This window comes from Legionella gresilensis (assembly GCF_900639865.1).
Lineage (GTDB): Bacteria > Pseudomonadota > Gammaproteobacteria > Legionellales > Legionellaceae > Legionella_C > Legionella_C gresilensis.
The window spans coordinates 58,369-85,338 of record NZ_CAAAHX010000004.1 but is presented as its reverse complement, the minus strand read 5'-3'; the positions used below and the strand labels follow the sequence as shown (position 1 = coordinate 85,338).

Here is a 26,970-nt window from a genome sequence, read left to right as displayed (position 1 = left end):
ATTCTCAATTAAGACGATAAAATACGCATAAGATTTTTAAAATCCTCTGCAAAATCATTGTCAATTTGGATCAGTTCTTTAATTTTACGGCAAGCATGTATAACTGTAGTATGATCTCGCCCACCAAAATGATCACCAATTTCTGGCAAACTATGGTTAGTTAAATCTTTGGCTAACGCCATCGCCATTTGCCGAGGCCGTGCGATAGATCGACTACGACGTTTAGAAAGCAAGTCAGCAACCTTAACTTTATAATATTCAGCTACTGTTTTCTGAATATTTTCAATGGTAACTAGTTTATCTTGCAGGGCAAGTAAGTCACGTAAGGCTTCATGGACAAAATCAATAGTAATAGGTTTACCGGTAAAATGAGCATTAGCAATAACACGTCGTAAGGCACCCTCTAACTCTCTGACATTAGAGCGGATACGCTTAGCAATAAAAAAAGCCACTTCATAAGGTAATTCAATATTTGATTGCTCGGCTTTACTAATCAAAATAGCTACCCGCGTCTCTAATTCGGGGGGTTCTACAGCAACCGTTAATCCCCAGCCAAAACGAGACTTCAATCGTTCTTCAACACCTTCAATCTCTTTAGGATAACGATCACTGGTTAAAATAATTTGTTGTTGACCTTCTAAAAGAGCATTAAAAGTATGGAAAAACTCTTCTTGCGAGCGATCTTTACCAGCAAAAAATTGAATATCATCAATTAAAAGAGCATTTAAAGAACGATAAAAACGTTTAAATTCATTAATAGAATTTGTTTGAAGTGCCTTAACCATATCTGCTACAAAACGCTCAGAATGCAAATAAAGAACTTTTGCTTCAGGATTATGTTTTAAAATAGCATTTCCAATAGCATGCATTAAGTGAGTTTTCCCTAATCCAACACCACCATAAATAAATAAAGGATTATAGGCGTCGCCTGGCCTTTCAGCAACTTGTAGAGAAGCCGCACGAGCCAATTGGTTCGAATTGCCTTCAACAAAGCTATCAAAAACAAATTTTTTATTTAAATAACTATTTTTATAATCAGCAGTTTTATTAGGCGGAGCTTTTGGAGTAGTCGTTGATACTGCAGAAGCAGGTACTTTATCAACAGTAACTGGTTGAGCTATTTTTGTTCCTACTTCTATACTCACTGACGATATTAAATCACCCCCAAACTGATGTACTAACTCTTTAATACGGTTATAAAAATTTTTTTTAACCCAATCAACAACAAATTTATTTGGAGCTAAAAGAATTAAGCAATTTTCTTGTAGTTCAGCTTGTAGAGGCCGTAACCAAGTATTAAATTGTGGGGGAGGATATTCTTCTTCCAAAAGCTTTGCACATTTCTGCCAAACAATTGCAGACACAAAAAACTCCTCAAGCAACAATGGTTGCTAGTAATAGACAACCAAAAAAGTTAAATACTGCTACCGAAGCCAGTTAGCAAGTAAATTAAATTACTTTGCTATTAATACAATAATAAAAATTAATAACAGCGTCATTACCTTTTAAATTGCTTTATAAAGTAAAAATTATGAACACTAAAATAAAACAATTTATAGGCGGGTCGATCATTATACCTGGCAAAGAATAAAAATATAGTTTTCGAGATCGACTTTTCTATATTACAGCATAGTTGCTTAATATTTGATAAAATTGAATAAAAAATCATTCAACTCCAAATTGAAAGCCAATCAAACTACTAATTACATGAGGTCTGTTGATCTAACTAAGCAAAAATTAGTCAATTTAAATGGATATACAAACACTAAATAGATAAATCTAAACTACATTTCCAACACTGAAGAATAACTTTGTATATCAAAGAATAATGTAGCGCAAAAAAGTTTAGAGATAAAGCGATCTGATAAAGGAAAATTAAATTTTTTTAATGCAAATTAAAATTAGTAAATAATATTGATTCATAAGCCGCATACATCGTGAAAAAATAATAACAAGATTAAAGTTAAACTCATACAGGGACAATTTAAATCCGCCAATAAAATTAAAGTAGCTAACAGTTATATATAAATAGTTAAACCTTCTATTTTATTAGTTACCATACTTATCTGTTTATAAAAGCAGAATATCCCCCTAAAAACTAACCCAAAAATTAACTAAACATGGGGACAATTCACAAAAATAGCCTAAAAATACTTAAATTAAATTTTTATTAAATAAAACAGTAACTACTTAAATACTATCTATCACCAGGATAAATTTAACATAACTCTTTGTTTTAAATGAATTTTTATAAATTATTAACAGAAAATTGCTACTTAATAATCATAACAAATTTAAATACTTATTTAATTATTATAATTATTGAGTAAATTCCAGGTGTACATAATTAGTTCAATTGAAAATAAAAGGAGTACTAATATAGTGTTAACAAAGAATTGGTTTAGTAGGGTAAAGGATGTGAATAATTACACTTATTTTAATACAGTTTAAAAACTATCTTAAAGTATTAATCATTAAAAACACCTATTCTCAACAGATCTATATTTAATCTAACCTATTGTATAATTATAATATTTTAAGGTTATGCACAGAATTTTTTGTGCTAATAATAAAAAATAAATAAATATTTAAGATTTAATTATTATTACAGAATAAACTTTTAACCCTTTTTAAAAGTATTTACTTAAAAGCTCTGCAAGGCTATTTTTCATCTTAAATTGGCTATGCATGTTAATCACACCATAGCTTGTTGTTTCAGATGGTTTGACAGAACTTGTAAAGTTTTCTATCATTGCCCACCTTTGAATTAATTTAAGTAGGTCTTAAATGAAGCGTACATATCAGCCTAGTAAGCTAAAACGCAAGCGTGATCATGGCTTTCGTCAACGTATGGCAACCCGCGGTGGTCGCTTAGTATTAAAACGTCGTCGTGCAAAAGGTCGGAAGCGTTTATCAGCTTAGTGTATAGTTTTGACAAAAAACGACGCTTAATCGCGAAAAGTGATTATGATTACGTATTTACCCAAGCCAATAAAGTTATAACCCCGGAATTAATTATTTTATATCGACAAAATTCCTTGGGCTATGCAAGATTAGGGCTTGCTTTGTCAAAAAAGAAAATAGCAAAAGCATGTCAACGAAATAGACTCAAGCGTTTAGTGCGTGAATTTTTTCGCACGCAGGATTTACCTGCAGTCGATATCGTTTTTTTAGCAAGACATGGGGCAGGAAAAGTAGAAAATAAGTTAATTATTGCACATTTAGGTAATGCATGGAAAAAATTAAATGCTTTCTACGTCAATTGACTAGTTTTCCAATAATCCTTTATCGATTATTTATTCGCCCTATGTTAAGGCCAAGTTGCCGCTTTTATCCTAGCTGTTCTGAATATGCCTTATCAGCAATTAATCATTTTGGTGTTTTTAAAGGCATAAGGTTAATGTGTTATCGTTTACTCCGTTGCCATCCTTGGTCAGCAGGAGGTTACGATCCTGTGTTACATAATGAAGAGAAATCTTAATGGATATTCGACGAGTTGTATTATATTCAGCGCTTGCGCTAGTTATTTATTCTTTATGGTCTGCTTGGCAGCAAGATTACCCTGCTAAACCTGCCACGACAGTGACTTCTTCGGGTAACATTAATAAAAATACTAAAGATAGTTTATTACCTAATATCAATAGCAGTCAGACAACTAACTTAAATCAAGCAAGTCAAACTACAAATACCCAACAAAATTATTCAGCTTCTCGGGCTATTCAAGTTAGAACTGATGTATTGTCTGTTTTAATTGATAAAAATTTTGGTGATATTACTCAAGCTAAACTTTTAAATTATCCTGTAAGTGTAGAGGAGCGCCAGACTCCTATAACTTTATTGTATGATAAGCCTAACGAGCGTTATACAGCGAATAGTAGCCTCGTGGTAAATAAAAATGGCGATGTTGAAAATCTTAAAATAAATTATAACTCACCAAAACAAGACTATATTCTTGACCCTAATCAGAAACAATTAGTCGTAACATTAACCGGACAAACAGATACAGGCTTAGAAGTAGCCAAAAATTTTGTTTTTACGCCAGGGAGTTATTTAATTGAAGTTAATTACCAAATCGTAAATGCAGGTCAACAAGACTGGCAAGGTTATATGAATACCCAGCTAGTCCGTACTTTACCCGCTGAAGATCAGTCTAGTCTATTTCATATTGGTTCTTATACGGGCGCTTCTTATTCTAATCCAGAGCATAGTCGTTATAAGAAGGTGAGCTTTAAAGATATGTCTAAGTCTAATCTTAATGTTGATGTGACAGGTGGCTGGATAGCAATGCAGCAGCATTATTTTCTTAGCGCATGGGTACCAGAGACAAAAAGTAAAAATCTTATTTATACTCGTAATGCTAATAATGATTATACCATTGGCACAATTAGTCAGCCTTTAATTGTTAAGCCAGGTGAAAAAAAGGAACTAGGTTCTAAATTATATATTGGACCAGAAACCACCAGTACTTTGAGTGCCATAGCACCTGGTTTGGACTTGACCGTAGATTATGGGTGGTTATGGTTTGTATCTTCCGCTTTATTTTCGATTATGAAAGCTATTCACTCTGTAGTGGGTAATTGGGGATGGTCAATTATACTTGTAACAGTGCTTATTAAGCTGGCCTTTTTTAAATTGTCTGCAACAAGTTATAAATCTATGGCAAATATGCGTAAATTGCAGCCCAAGTTGCAAGCCTTACGCGAGCGATATGGCGATGATAAAGCAAAAATTAGCCAAGCCACTATGGAGCTTTATAAGCAAGAAAAAGTTAATCCATTTGGTGGCTGTTTACCTATTTTAGTGCAAATTCCCGTATTTATTGCCTTATATTGGGTTTTATTAGAGAGCGTGGAGTTAAGACAAGCGCCATTTATTCTATGGATTAAAGATTTAGCGACAGCTGATCCCTATCATGTATTGCCTATCATTATGGGCGCTACTATGTTGATACAACAACGTTTAAATCCAGCTCCACCTGATCCAACACAAGCTAAAATAATGATGTTATTACCTATTGTGTTTACGGCATTATTTTGGAATTTTCCAGCTGGCTTAGTATTGTACTGGATTGTGAATAATACTTTATCCATTCTGCAGCAGTGGTATATTACACGCAAATACAGTGATAATCGGCCCACCTCTAAGAAGCAGCTTATGACAGCAAAATGAGTGTTTTTCAAGATACAATTATTGCGATAGCTACTCCACCAGGCCAAGGTGGGGTAGGTATAGTAAGAATTTCTGGCCCTTTGGCTTACTCAATTACTCTTAAATTAACAAAGCGCACAAATATCAAGCGACGTACGGCTACCTACACTAATTTTTTTGACAACGAAAGCAGATTAATTGATCAAGGTATTGTTATTTATTTCAAAGCGCCTCATTCTTTTACGGGTGAAGATGTAGTCGAGTTACAAGGGCATGGTGCGCCTCTTATTTTAGATTATTTAGTACAGCAAGGAATTTCCTATGGCGCGCGGCTTGCTAAACCTGGTGAATTTTCAGAACGAGCTTTTTTAAATGAAAAAATTGATTTAACCCAAGCTGAGGCAATTGCAGATTTAATTCATGCAAGCTCTTTAACGGCTGCGCGTCTGGCTCTACGCTCTTTGCAAGGTAACTTTTCTCAAAAGATAAATGAACTTAATGAAAGGATTATCAATTTGCGACTGTATGTTGAAGCTGCAATTGATTTTCCAGAAGAAGAAATTGATTTTTTAGGTGATGGTAAAGTTAGCTCTTTACTTAATGAGATTATAGTCAGCCTTACCGACTTAAGACAAAACGCTTCGCAAGGTGCGATGTTGCGAGAAGGACTATCCATTGTTATTGCAGGAAAGCCCAATGCAGGTAAGTCAACATTAATTAATCGTTTAGCTGGGCGTGAAGTAGCAATTGTAACAGAAGTAGCTGGTACGACACGGGATGTAATGCGGGAATATATTTTATTAGATGATTTACCAGTTCATTTTATTGATACCGCTGGTTTAAGAGAAAGTAACGATATAGTCGAGCAAGAAGGTATTAGACGAGCTTGGCAAGAAATTAGCCAAGCTGATTGCGTATTGTTAATGATCGATGTTAATCAAAATGAGGAAGATAATGAGCTGAATAAGACAATTTTAGCTCGTCTTCCTATAGGTGTTCCCCTAATTAAAATTTTTAATAAAATTGATACTATACACCACCAAGTTAAACAAGATGATAATGCTATTTATTTATCGGCTAAAACGGGCATTGGTATTGATCTCTTAATTAGTAAAATTAAATCGGTAGTTGGCTTTCAACCAACAGAAGGGCAATTTTTAGCACGTAGAAGGCATTTAGATGCTTTAGATAGAGCAAAAGAATTTTTGCTAATTGGGCAACAGCAATTAATTGACACGCGCGCAGGCGAATTATTGGCTGAAGATTTGCGGCTAGCTCATCAGTGCTTATGTGAAATTACAGGGGAATTTACCTCAGACGACTTACTTGGGAAAATTTTTTCTAGTTTTTGCATAGGTAAATAAAAAAATAATCAATTATTTATCAGAAGCTTAGTCAATTATTAAATAATTAATTGACTCTACCTTATGATGTTATCAATAAATCAAAATGAAGAAAAAAAACACAGAAAATGATTGTCTGATAGTTAAAAGAATGTTAAGTTGTATTTTTTTAAACTTCTTGTACTTTTTTTGTTTGGACTAAATTATGCCCTTTTCAAAACAATATAAAGCTTTTCGCGATGATAAATATAGTTTTTTTCAAAATACTTCAGACAAATCAATTGAGATGATTGATATGCAGGTAAGAGAAAAAAGCTTTAAATTTTTATCCGTGAATAAAGCACTTATTGAACAGGAATTTAGTCAACTTTATGCTAGTTTAAGTAAAAATAAAGACAAGCAGGAAGAGTTTTGGCTCTATTGTTATTATTGTTGTTCCATGCTTGAAGCTTATTATCTTGATTATGATCAACACGCTAAAGTGGCTGAATATAGAGATCTACGTGAGCAAATTTGGCAAGAATTAGAAGAACATAAAGAAAACCCCAATAAAGAACAGAAAGTTGCTCCAAGCTTTATTAAAGAATTAGGTCAGAAAGTCAGCAGTGATTTAAAAGATCTTGCTACTAGTGTTAAGCATGCTTCTAAATTGCGCAATGAAGTCGGCCTCTTAAATATGGGTCGTATGTATTGGACATTTTGTCGTTTAACGTTAACTAATTCGTTTCAACATTTAGCTAAAAATACGCATTGGTTAGAGCAATTAAGCAAATGGATAAATAAACCTATTGATGCTGAAAATATAGTTAAACAGCTTGAAACACCTAATGAAATTATGCGGGCATTAAGTGTGGGATTCTTTGTTGCTCGCTTTATTATCAATGCTGGTATAGTGCTTAAGCATACGTTTTCACCTACGGATGCTGAAAAAGAACTCAGTAAATGGGAGCGTTTTAGCAAGGAAGTATCTAAACGTCATGCTGAATTTTTAAATGATATTGTGTGGGCAACGGTTAACGGGATAACCAATTATGCAGAGTTTTTCCATATTTCTGCTACAGCAGCAGGTTGGATTACAGCTGGTTTTCTAATGTTTGACGTTGGATTATTGCTTTGGCGCCATCATCTTGCAGAACAAGAGTATTTGCGAAAGAAATCAGAGTATCAGGAAGAGTTTAAACACTATGAACAATTATTGGTGGATGCTGCTAAGAATAACAATCAAGTTGAAGTATTTAGGTTAAAAAAACACTGCGATTTAATTAAAGAACAGCAAAAAGAACTTGAGTTAAATTGGAAAGTAAATAGTTCAACTTTTTTATTTAATACTGCTGCTGCATTGTTATTGGCTGCAGGATTTAGTGCAGCAATGATCGTAGGCTTTCCTGTATTAGTCCCATTATCTTATGCTGTTTGTACCATCGCCGTTACGATGTATTTATCTGCACCTGTTTATAGTCAATTTAAAGATAAAAAATTACGGCTAACTCAGGCAGAAGTAGATAACGCAAGTGAAAAAGATATGGCTTTGGCATTGAAAGAGTATCAAGCAGCGCGACAAGAATTTATATTAACCATGGTTAAAAATGCAGTTTTACCCGGGGTTATGATCGCTACTTTTGCTATCTGCTGGGAAGCTGCTTTAGTATTAACGGCAGTTTATCTTACCTATAAGCTTTATGAGGCTTATGAAAAGCATAAGGCTAATAAGCCTCAAGTTAAAATGGTAGAATTTGCAGGTGATCCTGAATCAGAAAAAAATAAGGTAGTACAAGAGCCTGAAGAAGATGAAGATATTGGATCTTATTTGAGCTGTTGTCCTACTTAAAAAGGTGATATTTAAAGAACTAGGTCAGTTCTCATTATAATAAGTACTTAGAAGAGCTGCCCTGATTAATAAAAATCTATTTTCATCTGATTTTAATACCTGCAAAGAAAAAGCAGCGAGGGCAATCGCGAGCTTTCAACAGAAATCCTCAAAGCGTTGACTAAAGCTTATAGGGTAGGCTATATCAATATTTTGCTTAATTAATTTTCCTATAAAGTTTAGCGATTTAATTTACTGGATTGATTAGATTCTGGAGCAACTGTCGCATCTTCTTGTAAATCAAGTGAGGCGTTTTCCACATTAGGTGAAACGTTTAATAGTTTATTTCTTTGTGTTTTTAATTTTTCTATTACTTTTAATAACTTAGGTCTTTCTTTTACTAATTCAGATCGTTCTTCTACAAATTCAGGCTTTCTTTCTACCTCTGCTGATACCATTTCTTTTACTAATTTATAAATTTCTTCGTCTTGAGGGGAGAATGGCTTGTAACGCTCATCTAGGCGAAATATAGGCGGCCCTTCAGAATAGTCTATTCTGCCATAATTAAATAATAGAGCGTAGTTTACTCCTAATTCGTAAACCTCTGAGCTTGCTGTTGATCGTGCTGAATGTTGTGGATCAAAATAACCTGGTGTTCCGCCTGCTCTAGCCTTTATTCCTTGAATAACCGTTTTTTTTATTTTTACGGGCTCTTCATAAGAATCATAGGGTGACAAATCAGCTTCTTCTTTACTAATAATTTCACCCTTCATATTTTTCCAAATATATTTTTCAGGGATTTTTACCTCTACCTCCATTAGTGCAATCTTTGCCATATTACCAAAATCAACCAAATTTCCTTTATACTGACCATTAGGTTGTTCTAAAACTAAAATATTTTTGGGATTCAAATCACCGTGATAATAGCCTGAATCTACTATTGGATTGGATCCTTGAAGATTTTCTCCGTCCCTGTCAAATTGCAAACCCTGATGTAATTTTTGTAACTCTTCAGCTGTAGAAATGGCGATATCAAGATAATCTTGGAAGGTATATTGGTCTTTATTTTCGGAATCTATAATCTTTGAAAGGGGTATACCGCAATAATCCATAAGGATATAAAAATAGGTATAAATTTCGCCATTATCATCTTTTCTTTCCATTTGAACAATGTCTTTCATAGATGTATGGTTAAGTATTTGCAAGCCTATAAGTTCATGCTGGGCTTTCTCTTTCACTTCAGTTGGTTGAAAATCAAATCTATCACCATGTCTTCTTCTAGTAGGTGCACTGCGTGAAGCTCGTGGTATTTCTTTCTTTTCCGAAATAAAGAGATCATTTTCCGAGGATGCTTTATTAACCTTTTCCTTTTTTTCTTGGAGAAAGATACTATTTTCAGAAGATGCTTTATTAACACTGTCGGCTAAATTGCTAGTTGACGCAGGACCTTTCATAATTTTCAGTACTTTTTCGCCGTCTTTATGTTTTAATAGATATATATCTCCATATGATCCTTTCCCTAATTTATTTTTTACTTCATAACATACACCGTCATATTTAAAATAGGTTTTATTATCTGGCGGACTATGAAATTCGTATAAGCCGTCAGGTTTTTCACTTAAATATTCTTCATACCTTTTTCTATAAAACTCTGGCTCATTTTTATGTAGTTCTTCCATATCATCTCAAAACTAATTACATGCTTTATATTATAGTCAATAGTAATTAATTTGCTCAATTTGATCTTTTTTAACATTTATTGGCTTTAATGATATACTTTGAAAATGTTTTCTGATTTGAACTTATTTACAATAGAAACAAGTAATAAATACTTCGCATTTTAGGCAATGCCTTATAGTAGGGTATTAGAGTGTTAGTCTCATTTATATTTAATTTACCCTAACTTATCTACTTATCTACTTATCTTAATTAAGTTGAATATTATGTTTGCTTCGATAATCCAAGACTCTCTTATCCATTACTTTATGCCAAAGCGGTGGAATTAAAGCTAAAAAAATCATACCTAAATAGCCTGTGGGTAATTGAGGGCTTTCATCAATATGTTTTAAAACTTGGTAAGGTTTAGCACCATTTAAATGGTGATCAGCATGACGTTGTAGCTGAAATAATATAACATTACTGAGCCAATGATTGGCATTCCATGAATGTTGAAAAGAAACTTTTTCATATTGACCATTAGCTAGCTTTTGTCTCTCTAAGCCATAATGCTCGATGTAATTCACAGTCTCTAATATAAAGATAGCTATCATTGCTTGCCCTATAAAGAACAGTAAAGCAGACCATCCTCCTAAGATATAACAAAAGACACTTATTGCTAAAGGTGCAAAAATAATCCACCAAAATTGGTTATGGTAATCGTAAAAAGATCGTTGATTTTTTTGCAGCCGATTTTTTTCAAATTTTAATGCCCAAATGAAAGACTTTATAAAGGCTTTAGGAAAAAATTGATAAAAATTTTCACCTAATTTTGCTGTATCAGGATCATGAGGGGTGCCAACCCAAATATGATGGCCACGAACATGTTCAATGAGGAAATGTCCAAAAAATACCATACTCAGTAATACCTTACCTGCAAATTGTTCAAATGTATTATTTTTATGAACAAGTTCATGTGCTAGATTGATACCTATACCACCCGTTAAGGCACCAATTGAAAGGCAAAAACCTAGCCACTCATACCATATTAAGGTATGGGTACTAACAATATAAATTGCTATTGATAGAAAAATGATTTGGACTGGGACATAAATTAATGTGACGGCTTTAAAATACCAGTCTTTCTTTAATGATTGTTCTTGCTGATCATTAGGGTTGGCATAATCTTGTACTAAATAATCAATAAAAGGTACAAGAGTAAATAGTAAAAAGGTTGGCAAGAAGTTATAAAGACCGCCTAGAGAGTAGCCTAGAAAAGGTAAGAAAACTAATAAAAAAACAAGCATAAAACTAGTTTTTTTTATCCAGGTCATAAGGTTATCATCAATTAGAGTGTTATAAATAAATTATAGTAAATATTAGATTATTAATTTACCTATTGCAGCTTGTCTTGATGTTATGTATCGATTCAATTGACGCTGAAGCACAAGTAGGTTGGGCAAAGCATAGCGCAGCCCAACCTACGCTTGCTTTCCTAATTTTCTACTTAGTTTGTAAATCCAAAGCTAATTTATATAAATCATTTTTAGCTGTGGAAGAAAGTGAGCTAGCGATTTTGACAGCTTGTTTTAAAGGTAACTCTTTAAGTAACGTAGTTAATAGCTTTTTATCTTCTTCATCTAATTTAATCAAAGGTTTGGCAGGTAAAATAATAACGAACTCGCCTTTAATGTGAGCAGCATTTTCCTCGAGCCAAGCTTTAATTGTATTACCATTGCCATAGATAAAACGCTCAAAAGTTTTAGTAAGTTCTTTAGCTAGTACAAATTCATAATCGCAGCCATATACCTCAAGAATGGTATTAACACACTCAAGTATCCTATGCGTTGATTCATAGAGCACAACAGTATATTCACTTTGTGATAAGGATTTTATTTTAGTTAATCGAGCTTGCTGTTTAGCAGGTAGGAAGCCGATAAATAAAAAGTTATCACATGGTATGCCTGCTGCGCAAAGAGCGGTAACTAAAGCGCATGGGCCAGGAATAGGAATTATTCGGATGTTAGCTGTTCTGGCTAATTTGACTAACAGAAAACCTGGATCACTAATTAAGGGTGTACCAGCATCGCTAATTAGAGCAAAATTTTCACCCATTTTTAGAGCATTCAAAATAACTTCACTCTTTTCATGTTCATTATGAGAATGAAAAGACCATACTGGCTTGCTAATCCCAAGTGCTGTTAACAAGGGTAGGGAGTGTCGCGTATCTTCAGCTAAAATAGTATCAACCTGTTTTAAGGTGTTAATCGCTCGCTGACTAATATCGTCTAAATTACCTATTGGCGTTGCGACAATATAGAGTATACCTTGGGTGGTTGCTGAAGTATTATCCATCGTTTATCCTATTGCATTCATACGATTTGGATTAGCGTATGCTACCAAAATTCTTAGTTTTTAAACATAGAAAGTCATGACTAAGAAGGTAAATCTCACGCCTATTATTGGCTAAATTTGTAAATAAGTTTGTCTAAAAAATTAAATTTAAAGTTAAGTGAAGGATCTATGTCAAGACAGCTAGGTTTAGCGGCAGAGGAACAAGCTTGTAATTATCTTCTTAAACAAGGATTAGTTTTACTGGCCACTAACTATCAATGCCGTTGGGGAGAAATAGATTTAATTATGAAAGACAGGGAATATATAGTATTCATTGAAGTGAGAGCGCGAAGTTGTGCCTTATTTGGTGGCCCTTTTGCCAGTATTACAGCAGCTAAAAAAAATAAAATTATAAAAACGGCTAATCATTTTATTTTAACTAAAAACTGGACAGATAAATATCCAGTACGCTTTGATGTAATTGGTATAGAGCAGCAAAAACTGCAATGGCTGAAAGATGCCTTTTAGTGCGCAATCTTCCTCTTAAATTTAAACTAGTGTTTTATATTTATTTAAGTTACATTTTGCCTAGAAAAAGATAAATAATAAATTTGATATCCCTTCCCAAGTATAAGTATATCGCGAAAATCAAAGCTTTGATTGGGTAGAAAATTTGATGCAAAAAGCCTGGAACTATTAGTTATGTCGCAAATGGAAGAAAGAGTTAAACAACTTTTTGGTATGAGTATCGAAAATCAGATTTCTGCTGCTGACTCTTTATCAGCGCTAATAGCAAAAGCTGGGGCTCGTTTAGTTAACTGCTTATTAAATGATGGCAAAATATTATTATGTGGAAATGGTGGCTCTGCCGCTAATTGCCATCATTTCTCAGCTGCTATGCTTCATCACTTCGCAGTGGAACGTCCAGCATTACCGGTATTTAACTTGACCGGTGATACTTCATCGGTTACGGCCATAGCAAATGATAGTCATTATGAGCATGTTTTTGCCCGCCAAATTCAAGCTTTAGGCCAAGAGGGTGATATTTTGATGGTTATTTCAACCTCGGGTAACGCAGATAGTATTTTAAATGCCATTAATGCAGCTAATGATCGTGGTATGGACACTATTGCATTGAATGGTCGAGATGGCGGGGTTTTGGCTAATCACTTAGGCCCGGAGGATATTGAAATTCGCGTTGTTGCAGATAATGCAGCTTTAATTCGTCAGATACATTTATTTATATTACATTGTTTTTGCGACTTAATTGATCAATCTTTATTTGGGCAAATGTTGGAGTGACCATGAAGTGCCGTGCTGTAATTTATTTATTAATTAGTAGTTTACTTTGTAGTTGTGTAGCTGCTGTAGTAGCTGGAGCCGCTGCAGGCGTAATTGTCTATGATCGCCGTTCATTAAAATCAATAGAAAGTGACTTGCGAATATTTCACTTAATACATAAAGCAATTATTGATGACTCTCGTTTTAATAGTTCGCATATAAATATAGTTAGTTTCAATCAAATTGTCTTGTTAGTTGGCCAAACGCCTTATCCATCCTTACGAATTAATGCTGAAAAATTAGCTCAAAATACCCCTGCTGTTCGCCGTGTGTATAATGAATTAACTATTGGCGAGCCGCTTCCTTTAAAACAAAATACAACAGATGTTTTCATTACAGGCCAGGTTCGAAGTTTTATGCTTAGTCGAAAAGGTCTAGAATCTGGCTCTATAAGGGTTGTTACTGAAAATTCAGTTGTTTATTTAATGGGTATAGTAACGCATGAGCAAGCTGAGTTAGCAGTTGACGTTGCTAGACATGTAGAAGGTGTTCGTAAGGTGGTTAAGGTATTTCGCTATATTACTTAATTTCCATGTTGAACTAGGCTATGTAATGTTAGGTAAAAAAAGGATTACAATTGCATAGCCAGCATAAAATAATTTGTATATTAAACTCACTTTAGTTAATAGTGCTTTTAAGTAAAGGATTTGCTAAACATGCATCGATGTGGGTTTTATTTATTTATCATTTTAACTTTTTCGCTATTAACTAGCTGTATAAGTAGTTTATGGACCGGCGCTACCCTTATCTATGATAGACATAATGTCTATAAAAAGGTTTATGATTATCAACTTGCCTTACAAGCTAATCAGGTTTTATTTCAAGATCGCCTATTAAAACAAGAAGGTTGTTATCTAGATTTAGCTGTATTTAAAGGAGATATTTTATTAGCAGGTCATTTGCCTAATAGTAAATTACGCCACTTAGCTGAAGTACGATTACGCTCTTTAGAGGGATATCGAGAACTATTTTTACAAGTTGCCGCTTATTCAGCACCAGCAAATGACCTTACCGATACCTGGCTCACCACAAAAATAAGAAGCCAAATATTAGCCGATGCTGAAATTAACCCTAATGACTTTAAAATTGTTACCGTTGATAATATCGTTTACGTTATGGGCGATGTTAGACCTAATCAAGCAGAGCGAGTATTAAATTTAGCAAAAAATACAGAAGGCGTTGTGCGAGTTGTAAAGCTAATGCGTTATTTAAATTTAAGTGAGACGCCTGCCGGTTAAAGTCTGTGGCCTTTTAAAAAGGCCACAGGGCAACCGACCCAAACCAGGAAGTGGCTAACCTGGGAGGTTAAGGTTAACTTTATCAATGGTCGTGACCATTATCCAGTCGTTTGCGTATTTTTCTTAATTTAATTGTGCCCGTAAAGTTAGTAAAGTCTTCATGGGCTTCTCCATTTTCATATTCCATAATTTTGACGGGATGGGTTCTGGAATGTTTACGGTAAGGTAGGTGGTTTTTATTGTGTTTATGGTATATACTATCACCGTAACGATTGAGCATTTTTTCGCGCATGCTGTACGCTGTACCTTGTTGCTTCTCAGACATAATATATTCCTATCATGAGATTAATTTAAAGTTGAAACTAAACACAAACTTACTATTAGTGCCATAATGGCTAGAGTAAATAATGTTATTAATTTCAATGGCAATAAAAAAAACAACCTCAATTTAACTATAGCAATTTGCTTTTAATTTACCAAATGCTAGGGTAAGTAGGTAATAAGTTAGAGTAAAGAGTAGCAAAATTAGAAATTGGCGTTGCTTATCCAAATTGATTACTTTATAATCCGCGCCTGAAAGGTAGGTACGCTAAGTGAAAGATGAACAAGGTCTGAGCCGAATTAGGCGCTTACTGTTAGTTCAATTAACAGTTTGGGCCATAATTGCATTGGGGTTGCTCACTGCTTTAGGTAAGCAAGCAGCTTTTTCTGCATTTTTAGGAGGCTTAGTCGCTTTTTTGCCTTCAGTGATATTTGCAAGAAAATTATTTAAGTATCAGGGGGCGAGAGCAGCAAGGCAAATAGTTAGAAGTTTCTATCTTGGGGAATTTCTAAAAATAATATCATCAATTGTACTGTTTACCTTGGTTTTTATATTTTTTGAGGTAACTCCTCTGGCATTTTTTTTAACATATATAGTTGTGGTGATGACGCATTGGTTTGCTCCACTACTGGTTGATAGTAAACAGAATAGGCCCGAAAGTGACTGAAATGGCATCAAGTACAAATTATATTAAGCACCATTTAACCTACCTGACTTATGATCTTAAAACGATGAGTCTAGGTTCAACCGGTGGTTTTTGGACCATAAACCTTGATACGTTATTTTTCTCTGTGGTTTTGGGATTTATCGTATTAGGCCTTTTGTATATTGGCGCCCGTAAAATTACGACAGGTGTGCCCGGCAAATTACAAAATTTTGCGGAATTAATGCTTGAATTTGCTGATAATCAAGTAAAAGACTGTTTTCATGGTAAGAATAAACTAATTGGGCCCTTAGCATTAACTATTTTTACTTGGGTTTTCTTAATGAATTTTATGGATATTGTGCCGGTTGATGTTTTACCTATTATGGCAAAATCTGTGGGGATTCATTATCTAAAAGTAGTCCCTACTAATGACTTAAACTTAACGCTAGGTTTAGCATTGTCAGTATTTTTCTTAATCATTTTTTACAGTATTAAAATCAAAGGGATAAAAGGGTTTGCAAAAGAGTTAACTTTACAACCGTTTAATCATCCTTTGTTTATTCCATTTAACATGTTGTTAGAGCTAGTCGGCTTAATTGCTAAACCTATTTCTTTAGCGTTACGGTTATTTGGTAATTTATATGCAGGTGAGTTAATTTTTATTTTAATTGCTTTACTAACACTTAATGTTACAGCACAGTCATCTATAGCAGGTACTGCAACATTAAGTGTGGCCCAATTCTTGTTATCACTTGGTTGGTCGATTTTCCATATATTAGTTATTACATTACAAGCATTTATCTTTATGGTCTTAACAATTGTTTACCTCAGTTTAGCTCATGAAGATCATTAGTTCGTTTTAATTTCATTGTTCATTTAAGGGGATTTATATGCAAGCTGCAAATTTAATCGCGCAAGTTCAAGGTATGACTGTTATTGCAGTCGCATTGCTTATTGGCCTTGGTGCTTTAGGTACAGCAATAGGTTTTGGCCTTTTAGGAGGTAAATTTCTTGAAGGTTCAGCACGCCAACCAGAAATGGTTCCTATGTTACAAGTAAAAATGTTTATTGTTGCTGGTTTACTTGATGCTGTAACAATGATTGGTGTAGGTATTGCTTTGTTCTTTACTTTTGCTAACCCTTTCCTAAGTAATTTAGGTTCTTGATAACAAGAGGCGCCTTTGCGTTTTAAAAGTTACGGGGGAGACTGCGTTGGATATTAATTTTACACTGATTATACAAATGCTGGTATTTGCAGTATTTGTTTGGTTTACGATGAAATTTGTTTGGCCTCCTTTGGCAAAGGCTATGGAAGAACGCCAAAATAAAATTGCAGACGGCCTTGCTGCGGCCGAACGAGGTCGCAAAGAGCTTGAATTGGCACAATTTCGCGTTAAAGACGAAATAAAGCACGCTAAAGCGCAAGCTTCAGATATTATTGAGAAGGCGACAAAGCGGGCTGCACAGCTGGTTGAAGAAGCTAAGGAAGATGCTAAGCAAGAGGCAAATCGTCAAGCTAAAATAGCGCATGAAAAGCTACAGCAAGAAATTAATCAAGCTAGAGAAAACTTACGTAAACAAGTAGCAGAATTAGCTGTAGCCGGAGCTGAAGTTATTCTTCAGCGCAAAATTGATGAAAAAATAAATAATCAATTGCTAGATAGTTTAATTGAAGAGATTTGAAATTTTAGATAAAGAGATTTGACATCATGTCTGAGTGTGTAACGATTGCTAGGCCTTATGCCAAAGCTGTTTTTGAATATGCGTTTAATACCGGAAAATTACGACGCTGGTCAGATTATTTACGTAATTTAGCTTTATCGGTATTAGATGAAAATGCAGAGAATTTCATTGATAACCCTGCATCAACAATAAAGCAGCATATTGAATTGCTGATCGCTACTGCAGGTCAAGTTGATTCCGAAGATGCTACCTATCTGAAAAACTTTATTACTCTGTTAGCAGAGAATAAACGTCTTAAAGCTTTGCCTGATATTTTTAATATATTTGAAGCAATGCGTGCGGAACAAGAAAAAACGCTTACAGTCAATGTAATTAGTTATTCAGAATTATCTCAAAATCAGCAGCTAAAATTGATTGATTCACTAAGCAAACGCTTACAACGTAAGGTAACTTTGCAAATTACAATTGATAAAACGCTTATTGGTGGTGCTGTAATTCAAGCTGGCGACTTAGTAATAGATGGCTCAGTCCGTGGTAAATTAGAAAAACTTAGCACCAGTTTGGCCGCATAAATTAAGAGGATAGATTTCATGTCAGAACAAGTTGCATTAAACCCATCTGAAATTAGCGAACTAATTAGACAGAAAATTGAACAATTTAATGTTGTCTCAGAAGCAAGAAATGAAGGTACAATTGTCAGTTTAAGAGATGGAATTGTTCGCCTTCATGGTCTAGCCGATGTAATGCAGGGCGAAATGATAGAATTCCCTGGCGGTATCTATGGATTAGCGCTTAATTTAGAGCGAGATTCAGTAGGTGCTGTTGTGCTTGGCGATGCTTCAAGTTTATCAGAAGGTCAAAAAGGTAAATGTACAGGTCGAATTCTTGAAGTTCCAGTAGGTGAAGCTTTATTAGGTCGAGTTGTTGATGCATTAGGTAACCCTATTGATGGCAAAGGTCCAATTAATGCTAAAAGGATGTCTCCTATTGAAAAAGTAGCGCCTGGCGTTATTTCTCGTCAATCAGTTGATCAACCTGTACAAACTGGTTTGAAAGCTATTGATGCCATGATTCCTGTTGGCCGTGGGCAGCGCGAATTAATTATTGGTGATAGACAAACAGGTAAATCAGCGATTGCTATTGACGCGATTATTAACCAAAAAGGTACAGGAATTAAATGTATTTACGTTGCTATTGGTCAAAAAGCTTCTTCTATTGCTAACACTGTACGTAAGCTTGAAGAACATGGCGCAATGGAACATACCATTGTTGTTGTAGCAAGTGCTGCCGATTCTGCCGCATTACAATTTATTGCTCCTTATTCTGGTTGCGCTATGGGTGAATACTTTATGGAGCGCGGAGAAGATGCTTTAATTGTTTATGATGATTTAACTAAGCAAGCTTGGGCATATCGACAAATTTCTCTGCTTTTAAAACGTCCTCCAGGTCGTGAAGCTTACCCTGGTGATATTTTTTATCTACATTCAAGGCTTTTAGAGCGCGCTTCACGTATTAATGCTGCAGAAGTTGAGCGGTTAACTAATGGTGAAGTAAAAGGTAAAACCGGATCACTTACTGCCTTGCCTATTATTGAAACACAGGCAGGCGACGTATCTGCTTTCGTACCAACAAACGTTATTTCTATTACCGATGGTCAGATATTCTTAGATGTTGATTTATTTAACTCTGGTGTTCGTCCAGCAATTAATTCTGGTCTCTCTGTATCACGGGTAGGTGGTGCTGCTCAAACTAAAATCATGAAAAAGCTTGGAGGCGGTACTCGTTTAGCATTAGCTCAGTTTCGTGAGTTAGAGGCGTTTTCACAATTTGCTTCTGATTTAGATGATGCAACTCGTAAACAGTTAGAGCGGGGCCAACGTATTACAGAAATCATGAAGCAGAAGCAGTATTCTCCTTTATCTGTAGCAGACATGAGTGTTTCTTTATTTGTAGTTGAAAAAGGTTATTTAGACGATATTCCCACTGCTGAAATTGGTAGCTTTGAAGCTGCTTTGCGAGCATTTATGCATTCTTCTTATGCTTCATTAATGGATAAAATTAATGAAAGCGGCGCTTACGATAACAATATAGAAGCGGAACTGAGTAAGGCGGTAGAGGAATTTAAACGTACAGGCAGTTGGTAAGTAATAAATAAGCTTGTAGTTGGTTTAACATCCAACAAATAAATTAAGGTGAGTATATGCCTGGAGCAAAAGAGATTCGTTCGAAAATTGCGAGTACAAAGAATACTCAAAAAATTACGCGAGCGATGGAAATGGTTGCAGCAAGTAAAATGCGAAAAACGCAAGATAGAATGCGTGCATCTAAACCTTATGCCACTAAAATATATGATGTTGTTAAACATATTGCGCGTGCCAATTCAGAATACCGTCATCCTTTTATGACGGCACGAGAAATTAAGCGCGTAGGTTTAATCGTTGTGACTTCTGATAGAGGTTTAGTGGGTGGCTTAAATGCCAATCTATTACGTGAAACTGTGCGTATAATGCGTCAATGGCAGAATGAGAATAAAGAAGTTGATTTATGTGTTATAGGTCGTAAAGGTCAAGCTTTCTTCAAACGGGTAGGGGGCAATATTATTGCTTCAGCTGATCATTTAGGTGATAAACCTAGTGTCAAAGATTTAATTGGTATAGTTAAAGTCATGCTGGATGCTTTCTATGATGGTCAAATTGATGCTTTACATATCGTATATAATGAGTTCATTAATACAATGACTCAAAAGCCTCTCATTAAACAACTGCTTCCTCTTCCTGTAGCAGAAGAAGATAGTCAAGGCTTAGGGCATTATTGGGATTATATTTATGAACCCGATGCTAAAGAATTATTAGATGCTTTATTGGAACGCTATATTGAATTACAGGCTTATCAGGCTGTTGTAGAAAATATCGCTTGTGAGCAAGCAGCAAAAATGATTGCTATGAAGAGTGCGACTGACAACGCTGGTGAATTAATTAAACAGTTTCAATTGGCTTATAACAAAGCTCGGCAAGCTGCCATTACGCAAGAGTTAGCAGAAATTGTCGGTGGTGCATCCGCTTTATAAGAGGGTAATTTTATGAGTTTAGGTACGGTAGTTGAGATAATTGGTGCGGTAGTAGACGTTGAATTTGATCGTGATAACGTTCCCAAAGTTAATGATGCGCTGCAATTGGATAATGAATTAGTACTTGAGGTACAGCAACAATTAGGCGACGGTGTTGTGCGTACGATTGCCATGGGTTCAACTGATGGACTTAAGCGAGGCATACGTGCTACTAATTCAGGACAACCAATCCAAGTACCAGTTGGCAAGAAAACATTAGGCCGAATTATGGACGTTCTAGGGCGTCCCATTGATGAAAAAGGTCCTGTTGATGCTGAAGAGCTCTGGCCAATACACCGTAAAGCGCCAAGTTATGAAGAACAAGCTGGTAGCCAAGAGCTATTAGAAACTGGTATTAAAGTTATTGACTTACTCTGTCCATTTGCTAAAGGAGGAAAAGTAGGCCTCTTTGGTGGTGCGGGTGTTGGTAAAACGGTTAATATGATGGAATTAATCCGTAATATTGCTATTGAGCATAGCGGTTACTCAGTATTTGCTGGTGTTGGCGAGCGAACTCGAGAAGGAAATGATTTCTATCATGAAATGAAAGATTCAAACGTACTTGATAAAGTATCGCTTGTTTATGGTCAGATGAATGAACCACCTGGAAACCGTCTACGTGTAGCTTTAACGGGTTTAACCATGGCTGAAAAATTCCGTGATGAAGGCCGCGATGTACTTCTGTTTATTGATAACATCTACCGATATACTTTAGCAGGAGTGGAAGTCTCAGCGTTATTAGGACGAATGCCTTCTGCTGTAGGTTATCAACCGACGCTAGCTGAAGAAATGGGTATGTTACAAGAACGTATCACCTCTACAAAAACAGGTTCAATTACATCAATACAGGCCGTGTATGTGCCTGCGGATGACTTAACCGATCCATCGCCTGCAACTACTTTTGCTCACTTAGATGCAACAGTTGTATTATCACGTCAAATTGCTGAGTTAGGTATTTATCCGGCAGTGGACCCACTTGATTCTACCTCTCGTCAACTTGATCCACTTGTTGTAGGGCAAGAACATTATGATACGGCCCGTCGTGTCCAGCAAACTTTACAACGATACAAAGAATTAAAAGATATCATTGCTATCTTAGGTATGGATGAATTGTCTGAAGAAGACAAACGTGTTGTTACCCGTGCGCGAAAAATTCAACGCTTTTTATCACAACCTTTCTTCGTTGCAGAAGTATTTACTGGTTCTCCAGGAAAATATGTGCCATTAAAAGATACTATTAAAGGCTTCCAAGGTATTCTTGCTGGTGAGTATGATGATTTGCCCGAGCAAGCCTTTTATATGGTTGGTAGCATTGAAGAAGCTGTAGCTAAAGCAAAAACATTATGAGGCAAGTAGATAATATGGCAAATACAACTCGTTTGGATATTGTCAGCGCAGAACAAGAAATTTTCTCAGGCCCAGTGGAAATGGTTGTTGCTACTGGCGAATTAGGTGAGGTTGGTATATCACCTGGACATGCGCCTTTGCTTACTGTGTTAAAGCCTGGTGAAATTAGAGTTACGCATCAAGGCGGTGAGCAGGAAATCTATTATGTTTCTGGTGGCATGTTGGAGGTTCAACCTTATCACGTTTCTGTTTTGGCAGATGTCGTTGAGCGAGCAGAAAACCTAGATGAAACAGCTGCACTTGCGGCGAAAGCTCGCGCTGAAGAAGCGATGTCTGGTAAAAATGCAGAGTTGAATTACGCTTTAGCTGCAGCGGAGTTAGCAAGAGCAGTAGCGCAAATTCGAGCCATACAAAAATTGAGAAAAACGCTGAAATAAGTAAAACTCATTAAGCACTTTGCAATTTAAAATTATAAAAGGCAAAGTGCACTCTAAGTTAACGTACTCTAAACTATTAACAAAATTATACACAACTTACCCACAAGCCTTATTTTTAAAATACATTTAAATTCAATAACTTAAATATAAAAATTTTTTATCGCGCAAATAATCATAAATTTATACACATTTAATTTATAAAAACACATTAGATGAATTACCGCTATTCTAGTAAATTTTTATCTGCTTTGAGTAACATTTATAAATTAAAAGCTAACTATAGCGCCACCCCTTAAGTTTTAAACAAGGCGCAAGCGAGTGAAGCGAAGAGGATTGTACATAGAAGTACTATGCTTTGCCGAACGCGCTTGCAACGCAGTATAAAACTTAGTAGACGGTGTTATATTTATCACAACTGATATAGAGAAATTCCTAAAATGAAATAATGTAGCTACACTCTTAGAATGCTTACAACTAAGTATAGTTAATGTGAATTTGACATAAAATATATTTATGTTTGATCTGGATCCGGTACCAATGCTTTGCATTTTACGGGATAACGTTCGTTTAACGCCATAAAAGAGTCTAAGACTCTTTTATGGCGAACTCACGTTAGTTAGAGAGCACTTTATGAATTTATCTAAAATACCTTTTGTAAAGCCTTTTACTTATCCTGGGTTTCGTTTCATATTTATTTCAGAAATATGTTTCTTTACAGCCGTCTGGATGGCAGGCATGGTATTTGGCTTAATTGCTACCCATATTAAAGGTAATTCTCCTTTTTATGTAGGTTTAATAGGCTTTGGTTTTAATTTACCCATGCTATTTGGCCCTTTAGTAGGAGCGCTTGTAGATAGATATCAACGGCCTCTTATTATGAAACTAGTTTCTTTAAGCGGACTCTTTGCAGCGCTTTTTATGGCAATACTCTTATTATTTGGCTGGCCAAATTTTTGGCTAATGTTATTTTTAGTCATTATATATGGGTTTAGTCAGTCTTTTTATTTTCCTGCTATTGTAGCAAGTGTGTCTGATCTTATTGCCGATGAGAATGTAAAAGGAAGTGCTACTAGCCTAATTAACTCAACCAATCGCGTAGTTATGTTTTTTGGCTATGGATTAGGGGCGCTTCTTATTACTTATATAAGCGAAGGGGCAACTTACTGGTTTAATGCGTTATTATTTCTTTTAAGTTTTATTTTCTTATTAAATATTCCTCATAAAGTAGAAAAGCACATAGCTAGAAAGTCGGTTCTACAAGAAATGCTTGCTGGTTTATTTTATGTAAAAAATTCACTGCCTGTGTTTGTTATCATTACCTTACTAGGTTTTATAGGATTATTAGGATGGCCTTATCTATTCTTAGTGCCCGTAGTTAATCGCTACTATTTAGGCGGTAATGCAGGAACATTAGGTTTATTATTAGCTATAGGAGGGATAGGGGGAACTATTGGTGCTTTTTATATGTCAGCACGGAAAACAGTTTTAGGTTTAAATCGAATATTCCTTGTTTCTTTTTTAATTTTAGTAATTAGTATGTTCTTATTAGCTTTTTGTCGCTCTGTATGGCTAGCGCTACCCGTGCTGCTCTTAATTGATTTTGGTTTAATGGTTACTCTAACTGCAGGTATGGTCTTTATCCAGCAAATTGTCCCTGTGGAATTCCAAGGTCGAGTAATTGGCATTATTACTATGGTAAGTTTTGGTACTATTCCTATTGGTAGCACTTTATTTTATGGTGTGGTTGGTAGTTTTTCTAATGTCATGATTGCTTTTGGTGTTGCCGCAATCATACTTTTACTCGTCTTATTTTGGTATATAAATAAAATTCCTAAGATTCGTCAAAGTGTAGCTCCCATTTACTTGCAAAAAGGATTAATTAAACATGTTAATGAGGCTGGAAGTATATAATAAGTAATAGCTAGATAAGCTTTGTAGTTAGCATGTTAAATTAAAAATTTGAGTATTAAATATGAAAAGCAGGGATGACTTAACCATAGAAGAAAAAGTGCAGGTAAAGTTAGCTGACTTAGTCTATGACTATCTAGGTTATGGACAATTAGCCGAGTTTATTACATTTAGTATTGTGACAGCTATTTTATGGCAGAAAGAACATAAACTTATTTTATTAGTTTGGTACATAATTAGCGTTTCTTTTTGTGGTCTGCGCTATGTTCTTATTCACTTGTATCGAAAATCATATTCAATGCACTCACAAACTCTAAAGAAATGGCTTAACTTGCTTGCTTTAAGTGCTTTTATTGCTGGAATAAGTTGGAGTCCTTTAGGCACTTTCTTATTACCCGAAACAAACAGCGTTGCACAATCCTTTATTATTATTACTCTGCTAGGTGCCATTTGTGCAGCGAATATTTTTTATTCTCCAGTTAAATTTGTTTACTTTTACTTTCTTATTCCAGCGTTTGTGCCTCATATTTTGACATTGATTTTACTAGGAAGAGATTATTATCCTTTAGCATTAGAGGGAATTATTTATTTAGGTTTGATGCTGATTTTATCTATTAGTATTCATCGTTTATTGGCTGAGTCTGTCAGGTTAAACTTGGAAAATATTGATTTGCGCCATAAGCTTTACTTACAGACAATTCATGATCCTTTAACTGGCTTATTTAATAGGCGTTTCCTTGATGAGATGTTGAAAAAAGATCTGGCTAAAGCTAGCAGAGATAAATCTAATTTAGTTGTTGCTATGTTAGATTTAGATTATTTTAAGCAAATTAATGATAATTATGGGCATGAAGCAGGTGATGAAGTACTACGGCAGGCTGGTAAATTACTTAACCATTATTTTAGAAAAAGTGATACCGTTTGCCGCTATGGCGGCGAAGAATTTGTTGTTATCCTACAAAACATGAATTTAGAAAACGCAATCCAAAAGCTAGACAGTTTTCGCTTAGAATTTAAAAGCAAAACTATTAAATTTAAGCAGTAAGTTTTACCTAAAATAACTATTTCAATTGGCTTAGTGGAAGCGCCTTCATCTGAAAAAGTAACTATACAAAATATTATAGAATCTGCAGATAAAGCATTATACAGAGCTAAAAATTTAGGAAGAGATCGTATTGAAATTTATTGTGATGACATAACTAATAAAAATGTCCAATTATAGACCTATTTATAAAGGATTTATCGTATCTTTCGCCTTATATCGAGCGTTATTTACTATTGTATGTACTGGAAAATAATCAAGTTCAATGGGCTGATTTAATTGTTTAATAAGTTCAAGGTGGTCGGCCTCTAGTGGTTCCATTTGTAGCCAAAATTCCTGCTGTTCTTTATTTAAAATCCAAGGCATGCGATTATGAACCTTTTTAATAACATCATTAGCTTCTGTGGTTAATAGGCAACAAGAAGGTAAGTTATTTGTTTTTTCTTCAGTTTTCCCTCGCTCCCAAATTGCAGCAATAGCAAGCAATTTTTTATCTTCTCGGGTTATATAAAAAGGTTGCTTTTTAACGGAATCTGCTTGTTTCATATGATGCCATTCGAAAAAACCACTCATCAGCATAAGGCAACGGCGATGTTTAAAACTTTGGCGAAAAACAGGTTTTTCAGCTACGCTTTCTTGGCGCGCGTTAAACAATATAGTATTTTTTTCTGTTTGATACCACGGAGTTATACCCCATTTCATTTTTTCAGCTAGCAAACCTTGCTCTGTTTGCCTTAAGCATAGTACTTGTTCCGTAGGTGCTATATTATAGCCTTGTGGTAAAGAATCAATGGCCACTTGCCCAAATTGCTCTTTTAAGCGTTCAGCATTAATTTCTAGAACGAATCGTCCACACATCCTTTTCTCCTATTGATTAAATCGTTTAGAGGGCTTATTCCTCAGTAATTTAATCTTTTTATTAAAACTTAATTTTATTGTATAATATTAGTACAGGGTTATATTTTGGAGTTGTTTATGCCCCGTACAGAAGAGGAAATTAATAATTTGTTAGGCTCAGCAGCAATACCAAATAATTATTATGAAAGTCTAAAGCCACAGTATCGTAAATTACTTCTTGATTTAATTGAAAATCAGAACGTCGCTAATTTTATTGCAGGCTATCCAAACGGTCCAACAATTATTCTAAATTTCATTGCTGGATTAAAACCTCCCTTAGGTGATACAGCTATCAATACTTTATCAACAATATTAGAACAAAAAGAGCTGCGTAACACGATTAATAGCAAAGGATTAACTGCGTTAGACTTACTCTGTAACTTTATTGCAAATAATGTCAACGAAAATATAATAAAGCTAAAACAAGACGCGATAAATTATCTGGTAAATACTATACCTACACAAAGGCCCAACTCCAGTTTCTTTAATAACACCACAAACACTGAACGAGGTTTTGGCCCTGAAACCGGAAAGCCTTCTAGGCCGTAACGTAATAATAACGCAGTAAATTGATAAAGTATAATAGGCCAAGTTCATAACAAGTTTAATTAAACTATCTATTTGTATCTTTTGGCGCTCTATTTTACATATTGTTAGTAATTTAAAGCATGCCAAATTTCACTCTGAGAGAAAATTACGTAATAAGGCTATATTT

The 26,970-nt window shown here is 34.9% G+C and carries 27 protein-coding genes and 1 pseudogene; 22 read left to right on the top strand and 6 right to left on the bottom strand.

The window, feature by feature from the left end; all coding sequences use genetic code 11:
- Positions 1-8 precede the first annotated feature (8 nt).
- On the bottom strand, positions 9-1,364 hold the full coding sequence (gene dnaA, locus E1P04_RS05690; RefSeq protein ID WP_131781964.1) for a chromosomal replication initiator protein DnaA: 1,356 nt from the start codon (positions 1,362-1,364) through the stop codon (positions 9-11).
- Between the two features lie 1,423 nt (positions 1,365-2,787).
- On the opposite strand from dnaA, the gene rpmH reads away from it, so the two are divergent.
- The 6 genes from rpmH (at position 2,788) to E1P04_RS05660 (ending at position 8,319) form a co-directional block, all read left to right on the top strand.
- On the top strand, positions 2,788-2,922 hold the full coding sequence (gene rpmH, locus E1P04_RS05685; protein WP_115303963.1) for a 50S ribosomal protein L34: 135 nt from the start codon (positions 2,788-2,790) through the stop codon (positions 2,920-2,922).
- Positions 2,922-3,266, top strand: a complete 345-nt coding sequence (gene rnpA, locus E1P04_RS05680) for a ribonuclease P protein component (RefSeq protein WP_131781963.1) — start codon at positions 2,922-2,924, stop codon at positions 3,264-3,266. Before rpmH ends, rnpA begins: the two co-directional genes overlap by 1 nt.
- Positions 3,233-3,481 (top strand): membrane protein insertion efficiency factor YidD, encoded by a 249-nt coding sequence (gene yidD / locus E1P04_RS05675; protein WP_131781962.1) that lies wholly within the window; start codon positions 3,233-3,235, stop codon positions 3,479-3,481. Before rnpA ends, yidD begins: the two co-directional genes overlap by 34 nt.
- Positions 3,481-5,169 (top strand): membrane protein insertase YidC, encoded by a 1,689-nt coding sequence (gene yidC / locus E1P04_RS05670; RefSeq protein WP_131781961.1) that lies wholly within the window; start codon positions 3,481-3,483, stop codon positions 5,167-5,169. Before yidD ends, yidC begins: the two co-directional genes overlap by 1 nt.
- Positions 5,166-6,512 carry a tRNA uridine-5-carboxymethylaminomethyl(34) synthesis GTPase MnmE gene (mnmE, locus tag E1P04_RS05665; RefSeq protein WP_131781960.1) on the top strand — a complete coding sequence of 449 codons (1,347 nt, stop codon included), beginning with the start codon at positions 5,166-5,168 and terminating at the stop codon, positions 6,510-6,512. The genes yidC and mnmE overlap by 4 nt, the downstream gene beginning before the upstream one ends.
- 184 nt (positions 6,513-6,696) lie before the next feature.
- The gene (locus E1P04_RS05660) at positions 6,697-8,319 is read left to right on the top strand and encodes a hypothetical protein (protein ID WP_131781959.1); all 1,623 of its coding nucleotides are present in this window, start codon (positions 6,697-6,699) and stop codon (positions 8,317-8,319) included.
- Positions 8,320-8,537: 218 nt separating this feature from the next.
- Here E1P04_RS05660 and E1P04_RS05655 read toward each other — a convergent pair whose 3' ends face one another.
- The 3 genes from E1P04_RS05655 to rsmI form a co-directional block, all read right to left on the bottom strand.
- Positions 8,538-9,977, bottom strand: coding sequence for a protein kinase family protein (locus tag E1P04_RS05655; RefSeq protein WP_131781958.1), 1,440 nt, complete (start codon positions 9,975-9,977; stop codon positions 8,538-8,540).
- A 246-nt stretch (positions 9,978-10,223) separates the two neighbouring features.
- Positions 10,224-11,288 carry an alkane 1-monooxygenase gene (locus tag E1P04_RS05650; RefSeq protein ID WP_131781957.1) on the bottom strand — a complete coding sequence of 355 codons (1,065 nt, stop codon included), beginning with the start codon at positions 11,286-11,288 and terminating at the stop codon, positions 10,224-10,226.
- 169 nt (positions 11,289-11,457) lie between these two features.
- Positions 11,458-12,309 (bottom strand): 16S rRNA (cytidine(1402)-2'-O)-methyltransferase, encoded by an 852-nt coding sequence (gene rsmI, locus E1P04_RS05645; protein ID WP_131781956.1) that lies wholly within the window; start codon positions 12,307-12,309, stop codon positions 11,458-11,460.
- A gap of 168 nt (positions 12,310-12,477) precedes the next feature.
- Between rsmI and E1P04_RS05640 the strand changes: the two genes are divergently transcribed.
- The 4 genes from E1P04_RS05640 (at position 12,478) to E1P04_RS05625 (ending at position 14,867) form a co-directional block, all read left to right on the top strand.
- Positions 12,478-12,816 carry a YraN family protein gene (locus E1P04_RS05640; RefSeq protein WP_131781955.1) on the top strand — a complete coding sequence of 113 codons (339 nt, stop codon included), beginning with the start codon at positions 12,478-12,480 and terminating at the stop codon, positions 12,814-12,816.
- Between the two features lie 174 nt (positions 12,817-12,990).
- On the top strand, positions 12,991-13,590 hold the full coding sequence (locus E1P04_RS05635; RefSeq protein WP_131781954.1) for a D-sedoheptulose-7-phosphate isomerase: 600 nt from the start codon (positions 12,991-12,993) through the stop codon (positions 13,588-13,590).
- A 2-nt stretch (positions 13,591-13,592) separates the two neighbouring features.
- Positions 13,593-14,156, top strand: a complete 564-nt coding sequence (locus tag E1P04_RS05630; protein ID WP_131781953.1) for a BON domain-containing protein — start codon at positions 13,593-13,595, stop codon at positions 14,154-14,156.
- A gap of 129 nt (positions 14,157-14,285) precedes the next feature.
- Complete coding sequence (locus tag E1P04_RS05625) at positions 14,286-14,867, top strand: BON domain-containing protein (protein ID WP_131781952.1); 582 nt, start codon at positions 14,286-14,288, stop codon at positions 14,865-14,867.
- Positions 14,868-14,949: 82 nt separating this feature from the next.
- Here the strand turns inward: E1P04_RS05625 and E1P04_RS05620 are convergent, their stop codons facing one another.
- Entirely contained in the window at positions 14,950-15,192 is a 243-nt protein-coding gene (locus E1P04_RS05620; protein WP_131781951.1) for a hypothetical protein, read from the bottom strand.
- A 268-nt stretch (positions 15,193-15,460) separates the two neighbouring features.
- On the opposite strand from E1P04_RS05620, the gene E1P04_RS05615 reads away from it, so the two are divergent.
- From E1P04_RS05615 to E1P04_RS18295, 11 genes and pseudogenes are all read left to right on the top strand, one after another.
- Positions 15,461-15,856: a F0F1 ATP synthase subunit I gene (locus E1P04_RS05615; RefSeq protein WP_131781950.1), complete on the top strand. Its 396-nt coding sequence runs from the start codon at positions 15,461-15,463 to the stop codon at positions 15,854-15,856.
- 1 nt (position 15,857) lies between these two features.
- Complete coding sequence (atpB, locus tag E1P04_RS05610) at positions 15,858-16,688, top strand: F0F1 ATP synthase subunit A (protein ID WP_131781949.1); 831 nt, start codon at positions 15,858-15,860, stop codon at positions 16,686-16,688.
- A gap of 37 nt (positions 16,689-16,725) precedes the next feature.
- Positions 16,726-17,001: a F0F1 ATP synthase subunit C gene (gene atpE / locus E1P04_RS05605; RefSeq protein ID WP_028385819.1), complete on the top strand. Its 276-nt coding sequence runs from the start codon at positions 16,726-16,728 to the stop codon at positions 16,999-17,001.
- Positions 17,002-17,047: 46 nt separating this feature from the next.
- On the top strand, positions 17,048-17,518 hold the full coding sequence (locus tag E1P04_RS05600; protein WP_131781948.1) for a F0F1 ATP synthase subunit B: 471 nt from the start codon (positions 17,048-17,050) through the stop codon (positions 17,516-17,518).
- Between the two features lie 26 nt (positions 17,519-17,544).
- Entirely contained in the window at positions 17,545-18,090 is a 546-nt protein-coding gene (locus tag E1P04_RS05595; RefSeq protein WP_131781947.1) for a F0F1 ATP synthase subunit delta, read from the top strand.
- 18 nt (positions 18,091-18,108) lie between these two features.
- Positions 18,109-19,662 (top strand): F0F1 ATP synthase subunit alpha, encoded by a 1,554-nt coding sequence (gene atpA / locus E1P04_RS05590; protein WP_131781946.1) that lies wholly within the window; start codon positions 18,109-18,111, stop codon positions 19,660-19,662.
- 56 nt (positions 19,663-19,718) lie between these two features.
- Positions 19,719-20,585 carry a F0F1 ATP synthase subunit gamma gene (gene atpG / locus E1P04_RS05585; protein ID WP_131781945.1) on the top strand — a complete coding sequence of 289 codons (867 nt, stop codon included), beginning with the start codon at positions 19,719-19,721 and terminating at the stop codon, positions 20,583-20,585.
- A gap of 12 nt (positions 20,586-20,597) precedes the next feature.
- Positions 20,598-21,971: a F0F1 ATP synthase subunit beta gene (atpD, locus tag E1P04_RS05580; protein ID WP_131781944.1), complete on the top strand. Its 1,374-nt coding sequence runs from the start codon at positions 20,598-20,600 to the stop codon at positions 21,969-21,971.
- A 14-nt stretch (positions 21,972-21,985) separates the two neighbouring features.
- On the top strand, positions 21,986-22,408 hold the full coding sequence (locus E1P04_RS05575; protein WP_131781943.1) for a F0F1 ATP synthase subunit epsilon: 423 nt from the start codon (positions 21,986-21,988) through the stop codon (positions 22,406-22,408).
- 630 nt (positions 22,409-23,038) lie between these two features.
- Complete coding sequence (locus E1P04_RS05570) at positions 23,039-24,319, top strand: MFS transporter (RefSeq protein WP_131781942.1); 1,281 nt, start codon at positions 23,039-23,041, stop codon at positions 24,317-24,319.
- Positions 24,320-24,380: 61 nt separating this feature from the next.
- Positions 24,381-25,538: pseudogene (locus E1P04_RS18295) on the top strand (GGDEF domain-containing protein).
- Between the two features lie 6 nt (positions 25,539-25,544).
- Here the strand turns inward: E1P04_RS18295 and E1P04_RS05555 are convergent.
- On the bottom strand, positions 25,545-26,216 hold the full coding sequence (locus E1P04_RS05555; RefSeq protein WP_131781940.1) for an SOS response-associated peptidase: 672 nt from the start codon (positions 26,214-26,216) through the stop codon (positions 25,545-25,547).
- Positions 26,217-26,333: 117 nt separating this feature from the next.
- Between E1P04_RS05555 and E1P04_RS05550 the strand changes: the two genes are divergently transcribed.
- Positions 26,334-26,804, top strand: a complete 471-nt coding sequence (locus E1P04_RS05550) for a hypothetical protein (RefSeq protein ID WP_131781939.1) — start codon at positions 26,334-26,336, stop codon at positions 26,802-26,804.
- Positions 26,805-26,970: the final 166 nt, after the last annotated feature.